Source organism: Aliisedimentitalea scapharcae (genome assembly GCF_045277565.1).
GTDB classification, from domain to species: Bacteria; Pseudomonadota; Alphaproteobacteria; order Rhodobacterales; family Rhodobacteraceae; genus Aliisedimentitalea; species Aliisedimentitalea scapharcae.
On record NZ_CP123584.1, the window covers coordinates 3,980,236 to 3,997,288 of the forward strand.

A 17,053-nucleotide genomic window follows, 5' to 3' on the forward strand; every position below is an offset into this window, starting at 1 on the left:
ACCGGCCTTGGGTCAAATATGACCCTGCGCAAAGGCCTGTGAAAGGATCTTAATGTTCTGGTTTTCCCTTGCCTCACTGTCTCCGTTGGCGCTGTTGATCTGTGCCTGCCTATGGGCAGGGATCTGGCCGGGAGTGGCCCTGGCCTACATGACCCTCTGTGTCTATGCGCTGGACCGGTTGGGACGCAGGAAGTTGCCGGTACAGCAGGATGCGCAGACAATGCACCGGGCGGATCTGCTGTCGGTGACATTGGCGCTTGGGCATCTAGGGCTGCTGCCTGCCCTGATGATTGCGATCCCACAGATGCCAATGTTGCAGGCGGTCCTGACCGGGGCCGCGGCGGGCCTGTTCATGGGGCAGGTTTCGCACCCCAACGCGCACGAACTGATACACCGCCCCGCGCGTGGGTTGAGACGGTTGGGAGCGATTGTCTATACCTCGATGTTGATCGGGCACCATGTGTCGGCGCATATGCTGGTGCATCACGTGCACGTTGGCACGGAACGAGATCCCAATTCCGCCGATCTTGGTCTGGGGTTCTACCGCTTCTGGCCCCGGGCCTGGCTCGGGTCCTTCCGGGCCGGGTGGCAGGCTGAAACGTCGCGGCGGCTGAAGCGGACCGATTCAGGCGGAATGCACCCATATTTCGGATATCTCGCCGGTGCAGGCGCGCTGATCCTTTTGGCCACAGCGCTGGCCGGGTTGGACGGGGTTCTGGTTCTGCTGGCCATCTGCACCTATGCCCAGGCCCAGATCTTTCTGGCCGACTATGTCCAGCACTATGGGTTGAGACGTCAGACATACGATCAGAGACTGGAGCCGACCGGGCCACAGCATTCCTGGAATGCGCCTCATTGGTATTCCTCGGCGCTGATGCTGAATGCACCGCGGCATTCAGATCATCATATGCACCCCGGACGCCCCTATCCGGCATTGGAACTCACCAAGGACATGCCGACACTGCCCCGCCCGGTGCCGCTGATGGCCGTTATCGCGCTGTTCCCACCATTGTGGCGGCGAATCATGGACCCGCGTGTTGCACTGCTGCGCCAGCGCGCTGCGCCTGACAGCTCAAACCCAACGCTGCACACGCGACAGTGACTGTGCAACCGCCGCCTGATCTGGCACAGTCGGCCCATGCGTATGTCACCGCTTTTGTTCACTCTGTTTGGGCTGCTGCCCGCAAGCCTCCTGGCCGACTCCCCGATCGGAGCCGAGGAGTTTGACAAATACACACGCGGCAAGACCCTTTTCTACGGTTTTGACGGTGAACCCTATGGAGTCGAACGCTATCTTCCCGGTCGTCGGGTGATCTGGTCATTTCTGGACGGCGATTGCCTGGAGGGGAGCTGGTATCAGGACTCTGACCAGATCTGCTTCCTCTACGAAGATCGGTCAGATCCGCAATGCTGGCACTTTGAGCTGGGCGATCAGGGCCTGACCGCCCGACTGCAAGGCGACGCGACCTCAACCGATCTGTATGAAGGCAATGAAATCAACGCCGAAATGATCTGCCATGGGCCCGAGGTCGGCGTCTGATCCCGGAATGGCGACAAACCCCGACACAGATAAGGCGCATTCACTGATACCCGGACCTGCCAGTCGCCGCCTAGAACAGAGAGCCCTGATCGTCTGGGGGTGATTGGGATTTTGTCCGAGAGGCCGACCGGGGCGCGGGTGCAGGGTCTGCCGAGGCGCTTCCCACTTCTGCCCCGCCCACATCCAGACGCCCATCTGCGAATTCGATTTCAAATTCTGTCGAACCGGCGGCCTGAGCCCGCGTGGTCACAACTGCCCCTTCTGCCCGGACCACCGCATATCCCCGCGCCAACGTGGCCTTGTAGCTCAGGATTTCGCGTTGGCGGTCGACGGCAATCAGACGGTCCTGCCAACGGGTCAGTTGATTGTGTCCAACCAGGGCCAGCCTTTGGGTCAGCCGGGTCAGCCGATCCCCTTGGCGATCCAAATCCTGCCTCAAACGTTGTGGTTGCAGACGGGCACCCCAGGCGGTCACCCGATCATGGCGCTGTGTCATTGCGCGCTCCAGGGCAGGTACCAACCGGTTGACGCGATCTTCCAAGCGTTCGTGATCACGCCGCAGCCGGCTCCGCAAGACCTCGCTGCGCAATGGTGCGGCCGCTTCGCTGAGACGCAATTCCCGATTCTGCACGCCCCGGATCAGCGCATTCGGCAGACGTTCTTCGGCCTGATCCAACCTCTGGCGCGGCGAGTCCAACAGGCTGTCGGCTCGCGGCATGGCGCGACTGAGATCGGCCAGCCGCTGGCTGCGCTGGCTGATCGCCTGCGTCGCCGCGCGGGTCAGGCGTGCGCCCATGTCATCACTCCAGGCCAATAGGTCCATCCGCACCGGCACCGCCAGTTCGGCAGCCGCCGTGGGTGTCGGTGCCCGTTGATCCGAAACAAAGTCGATCAGTGTGGTGTCGGTTTCATGTCCCACCGCCGAGATGAGCGGAATTTGGGAGGCTGCTGCTGCCCGGGCGACGGTCTCTTCGTTGAACCCCCATAGATCCTCGATTGAACCACCACCGCGCGCGACGATAATCAGATCAGGCCGGGGCAGCGCCCCACCCGGTGTCAGCTGGTTGAACCCATTGATGGCACGGGCCACTTCGGGCGCGCAATTGGCCCCCTGCACGGCCACAGGCCAAATCAGAACTTTGCGAGGGAACCGATCGCGCAGCCGGTGCAGAATGTCCCGGATCACAGCCCCCGATGGCGAGGTCACCACACCGATGATATCCGGCAGGAAGGGCAACGCTTGCTTGCGTTCGGCGGCAAACAACCCCTCGGTCTCAAGCTGCTTCTTGCGCTTTTCCAAAAGCGCCATCAACGCGCCCTGACCGGCAACAGCGACTTCATCCACATTCAGATTGTATTTTGATTGCGCCCCAAAGGCGGTGAGTCGCCCGGTCACGACGACTTCAAGGCCCTCTTCGGGAACGACCGACAGATTCGCCACTTGCCCTTTCCATGTGGTGCAGGCCAGAACGCTACGATCGTCCTTGATGTCGTAATAGAGATGTCCCGAGCGCGCCTTGAACACGCGACCGACCTCGCCACGCACCCGAACCCGGCCAAATGTACCTTCCAGCGTGCGTTTCACCTCGCCCGAGATCTCCGAAACGGTGAATTCAGGCATGTTCTGGCCCGGCACGGGCTCGTCAAACAGGTCGGACAATTGGGCGCTCCCTCGAAATGGCGCGGGTTCTTGTTCTATGCGTCGCATCAGCATAGAACGCGCGTCAAGCAAGGCCAAGCAGATCGGAGTATGCGCGAATGAATATCCTTATCCTCGGAAGCGGTGGACGTGAACATGCTCTGGCTTGGGCCGTCATGCAGAACCCCAAATGTGACAAACTGATCGTATGCCCCGGAAATGCCGGGATCGAACAGATCGCGGAATGTGCATCGTTTGACATCATGGATGGCGGTGCAGTTGCCAGCTTTGCCGAAGAGAATGCCATTGATTTTGTCATCATTGGCCCAGAGGCACCTTTGGCCGTCGGTGTCGCGGATCGCCTGCGCGAAGCCGGTGTGCTGGTCTTTGGCCCGTCCGAGGCCGCCGCGCGCCTGGAAGCGTCCAAGAGCTTTACCAAGGAAATCTGTGACGTCTCGAACGCGCCAACCGCTGGCTACGGCCATTTTTCCGATGCCGAGGCCGCTAAGGCCCATATCCGCGCCAACGGTGCCCCAATCGTGGTCAAGGCCGACGGCCTCGCAGCCGGTAAGGGCGTGATCGTTGCCATGGATGAAGCAACCGCGCTGGACGCCATCGACGACATGTTCGGTGGCAGCTTTGGCGGGGCCGGCGCCGAAGTGGTGATCGAGGAATTCATGGAGGGCGAAGAGGCATCGCTCTTTGTTCTGGTAGACGGTGAAGACGTTCTGCCGATTGGCTCGGCCCAGGACCACAAACGCGTCGGTGAAGGCGACACCGGTCTGAACACTGGCGGGATGGGGGCCTACTCACCCGCCCCGGTTCTGTCGGCTGAGATCGAAGCCAAGGCGATGGACGAAATCGTCAAACCAACGATGAAGGCGATGGCAGAGCGCGGCATGCCCTATCAGGGGGTGCTGTATGCCGGCCTGATGATCAAGGACGGCCAGCCGCGTCTGGTGGAATACAATGTGCGTTTTGGCGATCCGGAATGTCAGGTGCTGATGATGCGTCTCGGAGCACAGGCACTGGACCTGATGCATGCGGCAGCCGAAGGCCGGCTGGCAGAGGCGCAGGTGAATTGGGGCGACGATCACGCGATCACCATCGTGATGGCGGCGAATGGCTATCCCGGGTCCTACGAAAAAGGCACCGAGATCAAAGCACTGGAGACCCAGCCTGAGGATAGCCACAATATGGTGTTTCATGCCGGAACCAAGGCACAGGACGGCAAGATTGTCGCCACGGGTGGCCGGGTTCTGAACGTCACAGCCAGAGGTGAGTCATTGCAGGAGGCCCGCGACCGCGCCTATGCGATGGTCGAGTCCATCGACTGGCCCGGCGGGTTCTTCCGTCGCGATATCGGCTGGCGCGCACTCTGAAACCCTGCCTAGGGTCCAGACCAAAGACCAAAGGGCTCCCGCGCCCTGGCCCTGCATCACAGATGCAGGGTCATAGGCCTCGGGCCTGGCAGCGCGCCGCAGGCCCGCTGCCGTCACAGTTCACGCGGCCGAAAACGTCACCGTCAAGCGGCCTAGCACCGCGCGCTGGCGCGCGGTGCTAGGCCCAACGCTTTGTCCGGTCTTTCGCCAGAAAGACAGGGCAAAGGGACGGGAGCACATCGAGTGCCCGGTGTCGGAGCGGATCAACACCCGGACATCACCAAGCTGGAAGGCCTTTTCTTTTTGCCGTGAACGGGTAACATCGGGCTGTCGAGTTCCCTATGATGTCACGCCCAAACACTATCAGTACAACCGATCATCGGCTTGGCGAGGTGCTACAGCTGATTCAAACCAGCTTTGCTTATATGGATGGCAGGATCGACCCGCCCTCTTCCATGCATCACCTGTCCGAAGGTGCCCTGCTCCAGCAATGCCAGATGGGTGAAATCTGGGTCATCGGGGACCCTGTCGCCGCCTGCGTCTTTCTCACTCCGAAATCCGATCACCTGTATCTTGGCAAGCTCGCTGTCGCCAAAGAGTCCCGCGGGTTGGGTTTGGCGAGGGTCATGGTGGACCTCGCCTGTGACCGTGCCAGAGCGCTTGGTTTCAATTGGGTCGAGCTGCAATCCCGGATCGAATTGGTTGAAAACCATGCCGCCTTTGCCCGCATGGGGTTCATTCAGACCGGTGTCACCTCTCATCCCGGGTACGACAGGCCAACATCCCTGACCATGCGCCACATGGTTTCGTGCGAAACGACCTGATCGTCCGACCAAGGAAACATCCTCCCAAAAAGCGCTCCCGCCCGGCCTTGACGCCTGCGGCGTCGCGCCCCGTTGGGCCTGGCACCGCGCCCGCGCGGCGCGGTGCGGTTGCAGCCCGTCAGTTAGCGCTTTACATCAAGGAGCAGGGTGCAAAACTATGCGTGTCGCGGGACGACCTCCGTTCCCGCCACCATCATACGGAGATCGCAATGACCCGCTCACCAGAGCCAAGCGAACTTGACCGGGCTTATGGATCCGGAGATCTGCAGGAGCTGGCCTTTGACTATGCGCCCATTGGGCTGGTGGTGACCGAAAACCGGGTGATCCGTGAAACCAATCTACGATTTCGTGAGATGTTCCAGTATTCACAGGACGAGCTACTGAACCAGTTGTTTGTCTTTCTGTACCCCAGCGAGGCCGAATTTCTGAATGTGCGCCATCGCGGAGACGACACATTGGGACGCGGCAACCTGTATTGGGACGAACGGGTCATGCGACGCAAGGACGGCGACCTGTTCTGGGTTCGGGTGCGCGGTCACAGCTTTACCCCCGATGATCCACTGGCCCGTGCCGTCTGGAGTTTTGCCGATCTCTCTGCTCTACGCCCGTATCAGCCATTGACCCGGCGCGAGCGGGAAGTGTTCTCTCTCCTTTCCGAAGGTAAGACCTCCAAGGAAATTGCCCGCGACCTGGAGCTCAGCTATCGCACTGTCGAGGTCTATCGCGCCAAGCTGCTCAAGAAATTCAGCGCCAGCAACACGGCGGCCCTGTTTTCGTCGCTCGGTCAGATCGAAGGAGAGCACGTGGTGCGCGTTGCCGGCTGAGCCGCCGGTAACAGACGTTAAAAACCGGAGTGAGCGAATTTGAGCAGGTCATAGAACGTTGATGGCTGCAAAGGCAAACGAACGGTAACCCTGCTGCTTGGCAAAATTGGGCCGGCACACAACGCTCAGGAACAGGTCAATGCCTGATCGACGCTTGCGCGCCCCTCAAATGGCCCCAGCGCTGTGGTCCGGATCTGACCGCCCTGCAACCGGGACACCATGACCCTGTCCCAACCGGCATCAACGGTGATCATCTCGGGCCCCTGCCCACAGTCACGAATGCCCGACGTTATGAAATCCTGCCCGATCCTGTGGTTGGTCAGACCCGGCTGGTCGGCCACCGGCTCCAGCTTTCCATCCCGGAACCGCCAGACCCTCAGGGTCTTGGCCAGGTGCGGACGATCAACATAGGCAATTTCGACGTATCCGTCTCTGTCGAGATCAGCAGCGCCAACAGGAGCAAGCCAGCGGTTTCTGCGGCCGATATAAGGCGTGGCTGCGATGAGCTTCAGCTGGGCATCATCGCCGCCACCGCCGTAAATGGCGATCTGCGCCCCTTTGTCCACATGACTGCGAATTGTGATTATTTCGGCCGTGCCGTCACCATCCAAATCGACCAACCGCGGTGCCAAATCTTCGAAAACATGCTGCTTGCCCAACCGGACGCTTTTGGTCCCGCATGCGGTGGCATGTTCTGCGCTGGTATAAACCTCCAGCCGGGAATATTCGATGGCATCCCCTAGAACGCCATGCGGGTACAGCGTGGTTTCCTCGCCATACCAGGCCGCAGAAATCTGTTGCCCCGGGCAGGTTTCGAACTGGCGGCCCGAACACGCTGGTAAGCGCACAAACGATCCGTCGCCGGCCAGATCAGAAGGTGGTTTCTGACAGGCCGCGACGACAACGACCCCGGCCAACCACAGTGCCGCCGCCAACCACGCGCGGCGGGTGAATCGAGACCAGTGGCGCGACAGAAAACGCCGCGCTTTGGTCCCTGATCGCATCAGATCTGTTTTTCCGGCATATGCACGACCAGACCGTCCAGCCCATCAGTCACCTTGACCTGACAGGTCAGGCGCGACCGTGCGGCGTCTGGTTCATAGGCAAAGTCCAGCATGTCTTCTTCCATGTCGTCCTTGGCCGGCAGTTTTTCCACCCAGGCAGGGTCCACATAGACGTGGCATGTCGAACAGGCACAGGCACCCCCGCAATCGGCTTCAATGCCCGGAATATTGTTGTCGCGTGCGCCTTCCATCACGGTCAGCCCATTGGCCACGTCAACAACATGCTCGGTGCCGTTGTGTTCGATATAGGTAATCTTTGCCATCGTCGGTATTCTCCCCTCTCGGTACTCGCGCAACTGTCTAGCCAAGCCCCCGCAGTGATGCCAGCCCCATTTGCGACTGATTGATGCCGCAGCTGGACTTTCTGCTCCTTTGTTCTATATTTGTTCTAACGCCTCCAGTCCCCAGAACCCAAATGTCCCATCCCCTGTTTCTAACGCCCGTTCCAAATGGGCCGGACTGGCCCCGCCCTCCGGCCTGCCTTCCGGCCGAACACTTGTGCCGCCCCCCCGACGGAACCCGGTTGACCGTGGCCGGGTTGGTCATTTTACGGCAGCGTCCCGGCACCGCCAAAGGGGTGATTTTCCTGACGCTCGAGGATGAAACCGGCATCGTCAATGTGATCGTCTGGCGCAAGATGTACGAACGCTTCCGGCGAGCGGTGATAGCAGGGCGATTGCTCAGGATCACGGGGCGACTGCAGCGCGCACATTCGGTCTCCCATCTGATCGCCGAAGAGATCGAAGACATCTCTCCCATGCTGGACCTGCTCTTGCAGGAACAGGGCCACGACACCGACGCGGCCTTTGCGCCGACATCCGATTTAGGTTAGGATCGTGGCAAAACGCCTGTCCGAGGCCCGAGCATGTCGACCAAGTTTCCCTTTCGCCACGTTGCGACGTTGGCCTGCCTATGTGCCATGCTAGCAGGCTGTGAACAGGGCTTGCCCGACTTGAATGGACCGACTGGCTCTCAGGTCACGCGCCTGCAGCAGGAAGCCCCCCCCGGCGCTACTCCGGGAACCTGCTGGGGCAAACAGGTTACCCCCGCCGTCATTGAAACGGTCACCCATCAGATCATGATACAACCGGCGCAAATACTGGTCGATGGAACCGTCACCAGCCCGGCGATCTTCAAGACGGAGACCATTCAGCAGATCGTTCGCGAACGCACGGAAGAGTGGTTTGAAACCCCCTGTGACGACGTCATGACCCCTCAATTCATCGCTTCGCTTCAACGCGCGCTCAAGGTGCGCAGCCTGTATCGTGGTCAGATCACGGCAGAGATGGATACACACACCCAAACAGCGATCCGAAAATATCAGAAGCCACACGGGTTGGACACCGGCATTCTCTCTCTGGCGACCGCCCGCAAGCTGGGTCTGGTCGAGGTGCAGATCGAATAAACCTCTGACTGAATGGAGACAAAAGCGGTAATCCTCCCCTTGCTCCTCTGCCTGTGGTCCTGTTGACTGGTTGGGGACCGGAACTGAAACAAAGGAAACCTTGATGGAGCCACATGACCTGCCCGACACCGGTTTCCTATCTTGCGCCTCGGATCGGCTAAAGCGGCTTCTGGCAAGCCAGGCCACCGAAGTTCCCTTGGACCAGGGTCAGGTATTGTTCGAGCAGGGAGACGTCGGGGACGCGCTGTTTGTGATTGTTACCGGCGCGGTCGAAGTGTCGATCCTGTCCGCGACCGGGCGCAAGTTATCCCTGGACATCATGCGTCCCGGATCAATCTTTGGCGAAATCGCATTGTTCGACCCCGGTCCCCGCACTGCAACCGTCATGGCAAGCGAACCGACCCGGGTCCTGCGTGTGCGCAATCCCGATGTTCTGGAGCAACTGGCCCAGCATCCTGAATTGGCGGCCGACATGATCCGCCTGGCTGGTCAGCGCATGCGCTGGATGAGCAGCCAGTTGAACGAGCAGGTCTTCCTGCCGATCTCCTCCCGCCTGGCACGCAAGCTGCTCCACCTGACGGAAGAAACACAAAGCTGCACATTGGGGCTGTCCCAAAGCGAACTGGCCGAATTTGTCGGTGCCACCCGCGAGGCCGTATCGAAAACGATTTCGGTCTGGAAGCGCTCAGGTGTTATTGGTGCCACCCGAGGCGGATTGGAGATACTGGACCGAACTGCATTGCACCGACTTGCCGAACCAGATCTGATCTGACCCCAAAGCAAGCTACCAACCAAAAACTTCAATAATCTTACCGGCTTGTGAAACATATCACAGACGCGCGTGCCGCTGCCGGTCAGTCTGGGTGTAAGGGTCGGCAAGCATGTCCTGTGCCTGTCCCAAGCCGATCTTATTCCCAAGAGAGAGCCATGTGTCCCCAACACATGGCTCTCTCCATTTTTGACCCGAGACGAACCACAGCGCGCTCCCAAGGGCGCTCGACCGGCCCTGCACGTAAAATGCAAACGGCCGGGCAAAGCCCGGCCGTTCCAAGATCTGAAATTGCCGGTCAGTTCTCCAGGCTCAATGCCACGAAACGCGGCTCACCTGCGCGACGCACCAGCAGCAGCAGGGATTTGCGCCCGGCCTCTTTTGCCTCTGCAATGCGCTCTTCGAACCCGTCCATCGAAACGATCTTCTGCTGGCCTGCTTCGGTGATCACATCCCCTGCACGCAGGCCTTTCTCCCATGCCTGCGAGGCTTCGTCGACCGACATCACAACTAACCCATTCTGATCGGCCGGGACACTCAGCTCCTTGCGCAACTCATCTGTCAGAAGTCCCAGTGTCAGGCCCAGGATATCCTTTTCGCTCACATCCGGAGCCGCCGGCTGTGTCGACGTTTCCCCACGTTCGGCGTCTTCACGACGTCCTAGCGTTACCAGAACTGTCTGTGTTCCCCCATCACGATAGACAACCACACGCACAGCCTTGCCGACTTCGGCATTTCCGACCTGTTTGACCAGCCCCCGGGTGTCTTTTACGTCGACACCGTCAAAGCTCATGATGACATCACCAGCCAGCAGGCCTGCCTCCTTGGACGGACCATCGGGCACATCGGTGATCAGCGCCCCGCTGGCCTTTTCCAGACCGATCGCTTCGGCGACATCCGGGCTCACGTCTTGAATACGCACACCCAGCCACCCACGACGGGTTTCCCCAAACTCTTTGAGCTGATCAACCACCCGGCGGACCACATTCGAAGCCATTGAAAATCCGATGCCGATCGACCCGCCGTTGGGCGACAGAATCGCCGTATTCACACCAACGACCTCGCCCTCCATGTTGAACAAAGGTCCACCGGAGTTGCCGCGGTTGATGGCAGCGTCAGTTTGGATGTAGTCATCATATGTCCCGCTCAGCGCGCGGTTTCTGGCCGATACAATCCCAGCCGAGACCGAAAATCCCTGTCCCAGGGGGTTCCCCATCGCAACGACCCAATCGCCAACGCGGGCGGTATCGCTGTCACCAAAACGGACAAACCGCAGTGGCATGTCGGCTTCGACCTTGAGCAGAGCGATGTCAGTCTTGGGATCGGTTCCGATCACCTTGGCCGGCAAGGTTTCCGCCGGCTGGCCTTCGCCTGGAAAGAATTCGATCTGAATTTCATCCGCGCCGTCGATCACGTGGTTGTTGGTAACGATAAAACCATCCTCGGAGATCACGAAACCCGATCCCAACGCCGAAGACCGGCGCGGGCGGTTTTCGTCGCCATTTCCGGGGCGGTCCCGGAAAAACTCCTCAAACGGAGAGCCTTCGGGCACGATACCCTGCGGGCCAGTCCGGCCTTCGACGACGGTTGTCGTCGTAATGTTGACCACCGATGGGCTGATCTGCTCTGCCAACGGGGCCAGGCTCTCTGGCCGTGCCTGGGCAGTCAGGGTCTGCGTCAATACCATCAGCATTGTGACAGCACCCAGCCAGAACAGCCGCAACCTGGCGGCAAAAATGTTCGGTCCGGAAATGGAATAGGTTGCCTGTGGCTGCACGCGTAACACTCCTTATCAAAGCTTGTATGAGACACCCCGCCATCGGCGGGTTGGGTCGCAATTCAAGACGCCCCAAAATTTTCATGGGCTCAATGTAGTAACTTTACCTCATCTCGCAACGGATGTTGCAAGGTTTCAAAAGCAAGTGAACCGGAAGTGAATGGACCGTACGTCACCCAATACCCCGTATTTTAAACGATCCGTCCTGCAATCTGCATATTTCAGAGGATATGATCCCCGAAACTCCAACATTCCCAAAAATTATGAGAGGAGGCGATGCGCCGCCCAGAGCAGAACCAGCCCTGCAACAACAGCCAGACCACCAACCTGTCTTCGGGCCTCGTCGGGCAAAGCCCGCAGTATTTCCAACATCCGTTCAACAAGCGAAGGGGCCAGTACATAGACCAGCCCCTCCACAATCAACACCAGCCCGAAGGCCAGAAATATGTTGCCAAGTGTTTCACTCACTCCTGAACGCGACCTTCAGATGACTTCAGGTAGTTGAAAAACTCGGAGTCGGGCGACATCACCATAGAAGAGTTACCTTCCTGCAAGGCCCGCCCATAAGCGGTCAGGCTCCGGTAGAACTCAAAGAATTCGGTGTCCCGACCATAGGCTTCTGCAAAGATGGCGTTTCGTTGCGCATCCGCTTCACCCCGAACGATCTCGGCTTCTTTCTGGGCCTGGGACACGATTTCAACCTGCGTCCGGTCTGCCTGGGCGCGCACCCTCTGGGCAGCTTCTTCACCCCGAGCGATTTCGTCGGCAGCTTCACGTTCACGCTCGGCACGCATCCGCGCAAAGGTTGCCTGAAGGTTTGCCTGCGGCAGGTCGGTGCGCTTCAGCCGCACATCGACGATTTCCAACCCCAGAGATCGAGTCCGTGAAATCGCACCATTGCGGATCCGCAGCATCAACGTCGCGCGGTCCGAACTGAGGATATCATCGGAACTGACCGACCCCAGGATTTCGCGGGTCTGGGCACGCAGGATCGAATCCAGGCGCGATTCAGCTGTTGCAATCCCACCGGCACCAACCGCCTGTCTGAACTGGCGCACATCCAGGATACGATAGCGCGCAAAGGCATCGACAACCAAACGGCGATCATCCAGCGGAGTAATTTCCAGCGGGCCGACTTCGCGGCTGAGGATCCGGTCGTCATAACGAACGACTTCCTGAATCAAAGGAATCTTGAACGCCAGGCCCGGCTCTTCTTTGACCGAAACAACACGCCCAAACTGAAGCACCAGCGCCCGTTCACGTTCGTCCACGATAAAGACGGAACTGAGCGCAACAACCAGAGCTACAACGACAACGGGGAGGAGAAACGTAGATTTACGCATCAGTTGGAACCTCCCTTGCGCAGTTCATTCAGCGGCAGGTAGGGGACGATCCCCTGCCCTTCACCAGACTGGTCGTCCATAATGATCTTGTCCACGCGGCCCAGGACCTCTTCCATGGTTTCCAGATACAGACGCTTGCGGGTCACATCCGGGGCCTTCGAGTACTCTTCCAGAACCGCTATGAAACGGCTGGCTTCACCCTCGGCTTCATTCACGACACTGGCTCGATAGCCTTCGGCTTCTTCCAGCAGCTGAGCGGATTCACCGCGCGCGCCCGCAAGGACCCGGTTGGCATAAGCGTCAGCCTGTTTTTCCAGACGGTCACGTTCCTGACCAGCAGATTGCACTTCGCGGAAGGCATCTTTGACCGGCTCTGGCGGATCGGCACCGTCAAAGTTGACCCTGACGATGTTCACGCCCGAATCGTAACTATCGAGCGTCGACTGGATGAGTTCCTTGAGACGTTCAGCGATGATCCCCCGGTCCCTGTTCAGGATCGGAGCCAGTTCGGATTGGGCGATAATTTCCCGCATCGCCGATTCAGACACCGCCTGAATGGTCTGACGCGGATCGCGCAGGTTGAACAGATATTGTGCCGGATCGTTGATGTTCCAGACCACCTGGAAATCCACATCGATGATGTTTTCATCCCCGGTCAGCATCAGCCCAGCGTCGCCACCACGCGATCCCGCCCCGATCAGTTCGGTCTGTTCGACCTTGACCGGGATGACTTCCTTGGTCACCACAGGCCAAGGCGCAAAGTTCAGGCCCGGACCGCCGGTGGCCGAATATTCGCCCAGGAACAATTCCACCGACTGTTCTTCGGGTTTGACCGTGTAAAAGCTGGCCATGCCCCACAGGACCGCTGCCGCAACCGCGCCCAATGCCAGGGTACCACCGGTCAGGGCCGGACCACCGCCACCTCGCCGGTTTCCACCGCCGGAATTTCCGCCGTTGCCGCCACGCCCGCCCATGAGCACGCGCAGTTGTTCCTGACCCTTTTTCATCAGGTCATCAATTTCGGGAATCTGCGGGCCTTCATCGTCGGGGCGTCGTCCCCCTCCGTTGTTGCCGCCATTGTTGCCCCGGTTGTCTCCGCCGCCCGAAGAGCCGCCTCCGCCCCCCCAGGGGCCACCGCTGTTGCCCGCCATGTCGCTCCTTCAACTTTCCTTTTTGTGCCGCAGTACTCGCGGCCATATCACATAACTGTGCAGGACCGCCCGAAAATCAAGCGGTCCGCGTCGGTGATTTCATTGTCACCAGCTCTTCGGACATGGTCGGATGCACCGCCACGGTCCGATCGAAATCCTCTTTTGTTGCGCCCATCTTGACCGCGATGCCCGCCAATTGGATCATTTCACCGGCACCCGGAGCGACGATATGACAACCCAAGACTTTGCGGGTTTCCTGACTGACGATCAGCTTCATCAGCACCCGTGCCGCACGTCCTGCAAAGGACTGCTGCATCGGTTTGAACGACGCCGAATAAACCTCGATCGGTTCACGCTCGCGGGCTTCTTCCTCGCTCAGACCCACGGTTCCCATTTCCGGCTGGGTAAAGATCGCCGTCGGGATCAGGTCATGATCGACCGGGGTCGGATTGCCCTTGAACACGGTTTCGACAAAGGCCATGCCTTCGCGGATCGCCACCGGGGTCAGATTGACCCGGTCGGTCACATCCCCGATCGCATAAACTGACGGCACGCCGGTCTGGCTGTACGCATCCACGACAATTTCACCCTTGCGACCGCGTTCAATGCCGATCTCTTCGAGCCCCATGTCATCCGCATTGGGGGCACGGCCGGTGGCATACATCACCTGATCAAAAAGACGTTCTTCGCCATTGGTGGCCTTGACCCAGATCTGCGCGCCCTCTTTGCGCATCTCCAGAACATTGGTGCCCAGATGCACGTCGATGCCGTTCTGGCACATCTCTTCGCAAACCAACCCGCGAGCCTCGTCATCGAACCCGCGCAGGATCTGCGCGCCGCGGTAGAATTGGGTGGTCTTCACCCCCAACCCGTTCATGATGCCTGCAAATTCCGAGGCGATATAGCCGCCCCCGACGATCAGGATGCTGTCCGGCAGCTTGTCGAGGTGAAAGATCTCATTCGAGGTGATCGCCAGTTCGGACCCCGGAAACTCTGGCACCACGGGGCGCCCTCCGGTGGCGATCAGAATATGTTTGGCAGTCTTGCGGGTGCCGTCTGACAGCTCGACCGTGTGGGCGTCGACCAGTTTGGCACGCTGGTCAAAGCTCTCGACACCGGAATTCTTGAGCAGGCTGCGATAGATCCCTTCGAGCCGGTCCAATTCGGCGTTCAGCTTGCCCCGGAACGCATCCCAGTTGAAGGCACCCGGCTGAATGTCCCAACCATAGGCCTGCGCGTCTTCGACCATGCCGGAATACTCGCTGGCAAATACCATCAGCTTTTTGGGCACACAGCCCCGGATCACACAGGTGCCGCCATAGCGGTCTTCTTCGGCCAATGCGACCTTGGCACCGGTGTCGCCCGCAGCAACCCGCGCCGCACGCACCCCACCGGACCCACCACCGATGACAAACAGATCGTAATCAAAGCTCATGCTATCTACCTTTAGTCGGCAAGATCGGTGAACAGGTTGTCGCTTTCGACAAAATCCAGCCGGTCATGCTCTACAGTGCCTTCATTGATATCGCGGATTTCGACCTTACCGTCGCCAAAGCCGATCACCACGGTGTCACAGATATCAATGAACAGACCGTTTTCAACCACACCCGGCATCTGGTTCATTACCATGGCCAATTGGCGCGGGTTGCCAATGCGTTTCAGATGCAGGTCCAGAATATGGTTCCCCTCATCCGTGACAAAAGGTGCGTCTCCATTCATCCGCAGCGTCGCCTGACGCCCCAGAACGTCCATGGAAATAAGGGTTTCCTCGATCAGCGCCTGTGTCGTTTGCCAGCCGAATGGAATCACTTCGACCGGCAAAGGAAACGCCCCAAGGTTTTCGACCTCTTTGCCGATGTCCGCGATCACCACCATTTGATCTGATGCGGTGGCCACGATCTTTTCCTGCAACAATGCGCCGCCGCCGCCCTTGATCAGGTTCAGATCACCGTCGAATTCATCCGCGCCGTCGATGGTCAGGTCCAGCCACTTGGCTTCATCCAGGCTGATCACTTCGATACCAACGTCGCGTGCCAGTTCAGCGGTGCGGGTCGATGTGGGAACACCGCGGATCTTTAGCCCCTCATCCCGAACCATCTCACCCAGACACCGCACCAGCCAGGCCGCGGTCGATCCGGTCCCCAGCCCCACGCGCATTCCGTCTTCGACCATGTCGGCCGCCCGTTTGGCAGCGACAAATTTAGCCTTGTCGATGGGCGACAATTCTCCGGTCATGGCAGCATCCCCTCGTTGCGTTGCCGGTCTTATACGGAATGCACCGCGCAACTGCGAGGCACAAAACGCATCACTTTGTTGCGGCTGCCGGCATCAGGGCGCCTCCGGACGCTGCATATTCGCGATGACCTTGCGCATCAGCGAAAGAAACAGCCCCCGTTCCTCTGGGTCCAAACCTCGCAACGCGACCTCGTTCTGGTGCCATGCCGCGGCCTTTGCCGCCTGCTCCAGGGCGCGGGCCTTGTCGCTGAGAAATACGATCCGCGACCGCCCGTCCGTCTCGGAAGGGCGCCTTACGATCAACCCATCGCGATCCATTCGCGACAACGTATTGGCCATCGTCGCCTGTTCAACGTCCAGCGCGCCCATCAGGTCAGCCTGAGTACGGCCATCAGCCTGCCACAGCTCGAGCAGCACCATGAATTGGGCCGGAGCCAGCCCAGTCGCCTGCAATCGTTTATTCAGTCCAACTGCAAACAGTCGGGCCATGTGGTTGGCCAGATACCCAGCCGACATTTGTTGAAAATCGCTCATGTGAAAGAAAGATACTTGAATAGCGTGCTATGCAACAATATTTACATAGCACGCTATTTAAATGGAGCTCATCATGTCCCCAAAGATCCACGCCACAGCCGGTGGCATCGCGCTTGCCACGATTTCGACCTTCTGGGTTTCAACAGCCGTCAGCGAAATTTTTGCCAACGCGGAAACTGTCGCAGCTGTGAAACAGGCGATTCTGTACGGAATGCTGGTGTTGATCCCGGCCATGATGACCACCGGAGCAACAGGGGCCAAATTGGGCAAAGGCTGGAAACTGCCCCAGGTGACCCAAAAGTCCAAACGCATGAAGATCATCGCAGCAAACGGTGTTCTGATCTTGCTCCCCAGCGCGGTGTTCCTGGCCAACAGAGCATCCGAGGGTCAGTTCGATACCGGGTTCTATTTGATCCAAACCCTCGAGCTGATCGCAGGTGCGACCAACATCTTCCTTTTGACCCTGAACATGCGGGACGGTCTGGCGTTGGCGCGTCGCCGTGCCTCAAAAGGTGCCAAGTCAGGCCAGGCACGCTAAACATGTCGCAAAAATGCGCGTTTCCGAT

At 59.3% G+C, this 17,053-nt stretch carries 19 protein-coding genes; 9 read left to right on the forward strand and 10 right to left on the reverse strand.

Annotated features, from left to right (window positions below; all coding sequences use genetic code 11):
* Window positions 1-52 precede the first annotated feature (52 nt).
* Together QEZ52_RS18500 and QEZ52_RS18505 are read left to right on the forward strand one after the other, a co-directional pair.
* The gene (locus QEZ52_RS18500; RefSeq protein WP_406645950.1) at window positions 53-1,102 is read left to right on the forward strand and encodes an alkane 1-monooxygenase; all 1,050 of its coding nucleotides are present in this window, start codon (window positions 53-55) and stop codon (window positions 1,100-1,102) included.
* Window positions 1,103-1,138: 36 nt separating this feature from the next.
* Window positions 1,139-1,540, forward strand: coding sequence for a hypothetical protein (locus tag QEZ52_RS18505; protein WP_406645951.1), 402 nt, complete (start codon window positions 1,139-1,141; stop codon window positions 1,538-1,540).
* A 70-nt stretch (window positions 1,541-1,610) separates the two neighbouring features.
* Here the strand turns inward: QEZ52_RS18505 and xseA are convergent, their stop codons facing one another.
* Entirely contained in the window at window positions 1,611-3,200 is a 1,590-nt protein-coding gene (gene xseA, locus QEZ52_RS18510) for an exodeoxyribonuclease VII large subunit (protein ID WP_406645952.1), read from the reverse strand.
* Window positions 3,201-3,298: 98 nt separating this feature from the next.
* On the opposite strand from xseA, the gene purD reads away from it, so the two are divergent.
* The 3 genes from purD to QEZ52_RS18525 all read left to right on the forward strand — a co-directional run bounded on the left by purD (window position 3,299) and on the right by QEZ52_RS18525 (window position 6,209).
* Window positions 3,299-4,561 (forward strand): phosphoribosylamine--glycine ligase, encoded by a 1,263-nt coding sequence (gene purD, locus QEZ52_RS18515; protein ID WP_406645953.1) that lies wholly within the window; start codon window positions 3,299-3,301, stop codon window positions 4,559-4,561.
* 341 nt (window positions 4,562-4,902) lie between these two features.
* On the forward strand, window positions 4,903-5,385 hold the full coding sequence (locus tag QEZ52_RS18520) for a GNAT family N-acetyltransferase (RefSeq protein WP_406645954.1): 483 nt from the start codon (window positions 4,903-4,905) through the stop codon (window positions 5,383-5,385).
* Between the two features lie 209 nt (window positions 5,386-5,594).
* On the forward strand, window positions 5,595-6,209 hold the full coding sequence (locus QEZ52_RS18525; RefSeq protein ID WP_406645955.1) for a LuxR C-terminal-related transcriptional regulator: 615 nt from the start codon (window positions 5,595-5,597) through the stop codon (window positions 6,207-6,209).
* Window positions 6,210-6,334: 125 nt separating this feature from the next.
* On the opposite strand, the gene QEZ52_RS18530 is transcribed toward QEZ52_RS18525, so the two are convergent.
* Window positions 6,335-7,213: an FG-GAP repeat domain-containing protein gene (locus tag QEZ52_RS18530; RefSeq protein WP_406645956.1), complete on the reverse strand. Its 879-nt coding sequence runs from the start codon at window positions 7,211-7,213 to the stop codon at window positions 6,335-6,337.
* The gene (locus QEZ52_RS18535; RefSeq protein WP_406645958.1) at window positions 7,213-7,536 is read right to left on the reverse strand and encodes a 2Fe-2S iron-sulfur cluster-binding protein; all 324 of its coding nucleotides are present in this window, start codon (window positions 7,534-7,536) and stop codon (window positions 7,213-7,215) included. Before QEZ52_RS18535 ends, QEZ52_RS18530 begins: the two co-directional genes overlap by 1 nt.
* A gap of 152 nt (window positions 7,537-7,688) precedes the next feature.
* Here QEZ52_RS18535 and QEZ52_RS18540 point away from each other — a divergent pair, with 152 nt between their 5' ends.
* The 3 genes from QEZ52_RS18540 (at window position 7,689) to QEZ52_RS18550 (ending at window position 9,450) form a co-directional block, all read left to right on the forward strand.
* A complete protein-coding gene (locus tag QEZ52_RS18540; RefSeq protein WP_406645960.1) occupies window positions 7,689-8,105 on the forward strand; it encodes an OB-fold nucleic acid binding domain-containing protein in 417 nt (138 codons plus the stop codon).
* Between the two features lie 33 nt (window positions 8,106-8,138).
* Window positions 8,139-8,678, forward strand: coding sequence for a peptidoglycan-binding protein (locus QEZ52_RS18545; protein WP_406645962.1), 540 nt, complete (start codon window positions 8,139-8,141; stop codon window positions 8,676-8,678).
* A 103-nt stretch (window positions 8,679-8,781) separates the two neighbouring features.
* The gene (locus tag QEZ52_RS18550) at window positions 8,782-9,450 is read left to right on the forward strand and encodes a Crp/Fnr family transcriptional regulator (RefSeq protein ID WP_406645965.1); all 669 of its coding nucleotides are present in this window, start codon (window positions 8,782-8,784) and stop codon (window positions 9,448-9,450) included.
* Window positions 9,451-9,745: 295 nt separating this feature from the next.
* Here the strand turns inward: QEZ52_RS18550 and QEZ52_RS18555 are convergent, their stop codons facing one another.
* The 7 genes from QEZ52_RS18555 to QEZ52_RS18585 all read right to left on the reverse strand — a co-directional run bounded on the left by QEZ52_RS18555 (window position 9,746) and on the right by QEZ52_RS18585 (window position 16,487).
* Window positions 9,746-11,224 carry a Do family serine endopeptidase gene (locus QEZ52_RS18555; protein WP_406645967.1) on the reverse strand — a complete coding sequence of 493 codons (1,479 nt, stop codon included), beginning with the start codon at window positions 11,222-11,224 and terminating at the stop codon, window positions 9,746-9,748.
* A gap of 261 nt (window positions 11,225-11,485) precedes the next feature.
* A complete protein-coding gene (locus tag QEZ52_RS18560; protein WP_406645969.1) occupies window positions 11,486-11,692 on the reverse strand; it encodes a DUF2065 domain-containing protein in 207 nt (68 codons plus the stop codon).
* Complete coding sequence (hflC, locus tag QEZ52_RS18565) at window positions 11,689-12,567, reverse strand: protease modulator HflC (RefSeq protein WP_406645972.1); 879 nt, start codon at window positions 12,565-12,567, stop codon at window positions 11,689-11,691. Before hflC ends, QEZ52_RS18560 begins: the two co-directional genes overlap by 4 nt.
* A complete protein-coding gene (hflK, locus tag QEZ52_RS18570) occupies window positions 12,567-13,718 on the reverse strand; it encodes an FtsH protease activity modulator HflK (RefSeq protein ID WP_406645974.1) in 1,152 nt (383 codons plus the stop codon). Before hflK ends, hflC begins: the two co-directional genes overlap by 1 nt.
* Before the next feature lie 76 nt (window positions 13,719-13,794).
* Window positions 13,795-15,153 (reverse strand): glutathione-disulfide reductase, encoded by a 1,359-nt coding sequence (gene gor, locus QEZ52_RS18575; RefSeq protein WP_406645977.1) that lies wholly within the window; start codon window positions 15,151-15,153, stop codon window positions 13,795-13,797.
* A gap of 11 nt (window positions 15,154-15,164) precedes the next feature.
* On the reverse strand, window positions 15,165-15,953 hold the full coding sequence (rpiA, locus tag QEZ52_RS18580) for a ribose-5-phosphate isomerase A (RefSeq protein WP_406645979.1): 789 nt from the start codon (window positions 15,951-15,953) through the stop codon (window positions 15,165-15,167).
* Window positions 15,954-16,046: 93 nt separating this feature from the next.
* On the reverse strand, window positions 16,047-16,487 hold the full coding sequence (locus tag QEZ52_RS18585) for a MarR family winged helix-turn-helix transcriptional regulator (RefSeq protein ID WP_406645981.1): 441 nt from the start codon (window positions 16,485-16,487) through the stop codon (window positions 16,047-16,049).
* 73 nt (window positions 16,488-16,560) lie between these two features.
* Here QEZ52_RS18585 and QEZ52_RS18590 point away from each other — a divergent pair, with 73 nt between their 5' ends.
* Window positions 16,561-17,025: a hypothetical protein gene (locus QEZ52_RS18590; RefSeq protein WP_406645983.1), complete on the forward strand. Its 465-nt coding sequence runs from the start codon at window positions 16,561-16,563 to the stop codon at window positions 17,023-17,025.
* Window positions 17,026-17,053 lie beyond the last annotated feature (28 nt).

Coding starts and splice junctions, on each gene's coding strand:
- QEZ52_RS18500 (WP_406645950.1), top strand. CDS start 53: ATGTTCTGGTTTTCCCTTGCCTCACTGTCTCCGTTGGCGCTGTTGATC.
- QEZ52_RS18505 (WP_406645951.1), top strand. CDS start 1,139: ATGCGTATGTCACCGCTTTTGTTCACTCTGTTTGGGCTGCTGCCCGCA.
- purD (WP_406645953.1), top strand. CDS start 3,299: ATGAATATCCTTATCCTCGGAAGCGGTGGACGTGAACATGCTCTGGCT.
- QEZ52_RS18520 (WP_406645954.1), top strand. CDS start 4,903: ATGATGTCACGCCCAAACACTATCAGTACAACCGATCATCGGCTTGGC.
- QEZ52_RS18525 (WP_406645955.1), top strand. CDS start 5,595: ATGACCCGCTCACCAGAGCCAAGCGAACTTGACCGGGCTTATGGATCC.
- QEZ52_RS18530 (WP_406645956.1), bottom strand. CDS start 7,213: ATGCGATCAGGGACCAAAGCGCGGCGTTTTCTGTCGCGCCACTGGTCT.
- QEZ52_RS18535 (WP_406645958.1), bottom strand. CDS start 7,536: ATGGCAAAGATTACCTATATCGAACACAACGGCACCGAGCATGTTGTT.
- QEZ52_RS18540 (WP_406645960.1), top strand. CDS start 7,689: ATGTCCCATCCCCTGTTTCTAACGCCCGTTCCAAATGGGCCGGACTGG.
- QEZ52_RS18545 (WP_406645962.1), top strand. CDS start 8,139: ATGTCGACCAAGTTTCCCTTTCGCCACGTTGCGACGTTGGCCTGCCTA.
- QEZ52_RS18550 (WP_406645965.1), top strand. CDS start 8,782: ATGGAGCCACATGACCTGCCCGACACCGGTTTCCTATCTTGCGCCTCG.
- hflC (WP_406645972.1), bottom strand. CDS start 12,567: ATGCGTAAATCTACGTTTCTCCTCCCCGTTGTCGTTGTAGCTCTGGTT.
- hflK (WP_406645974.1), bottom strand. CDS start 13,718: ATGGCGGGCAACAGCGGTGGCCCCTGGGGGGGCGGAGGCGGCTCTTCG.
- gor (WP_406645977.1), bottom strand. CDS start 15,153: ATGAGCTTTGATTACGATCTGTTTGTCATCGGTGGTGGGTCCGGTGGG.
- rpiA (WP_406645979.1), bottom strand. CDS start 15,953: ATGACCGGAGAATTGTCGCCCATCGACAAGGCTAAATTTGTCGCTGCC.
- QEZ52_RS18585 (WP_406645981.1), bottom strand. CDS start 16,487: ATGAGCGATTTTCAACAAATGTCGGCTGGGTATCTGGCCAACCACATG.
- QEZ52_RS18590 (WP_406645983.1), top strand. CDS start 16,561: ATGTCCCCAAAGATCCACGCCACAGCCGGTGGCATCGCGCTTGCCACG.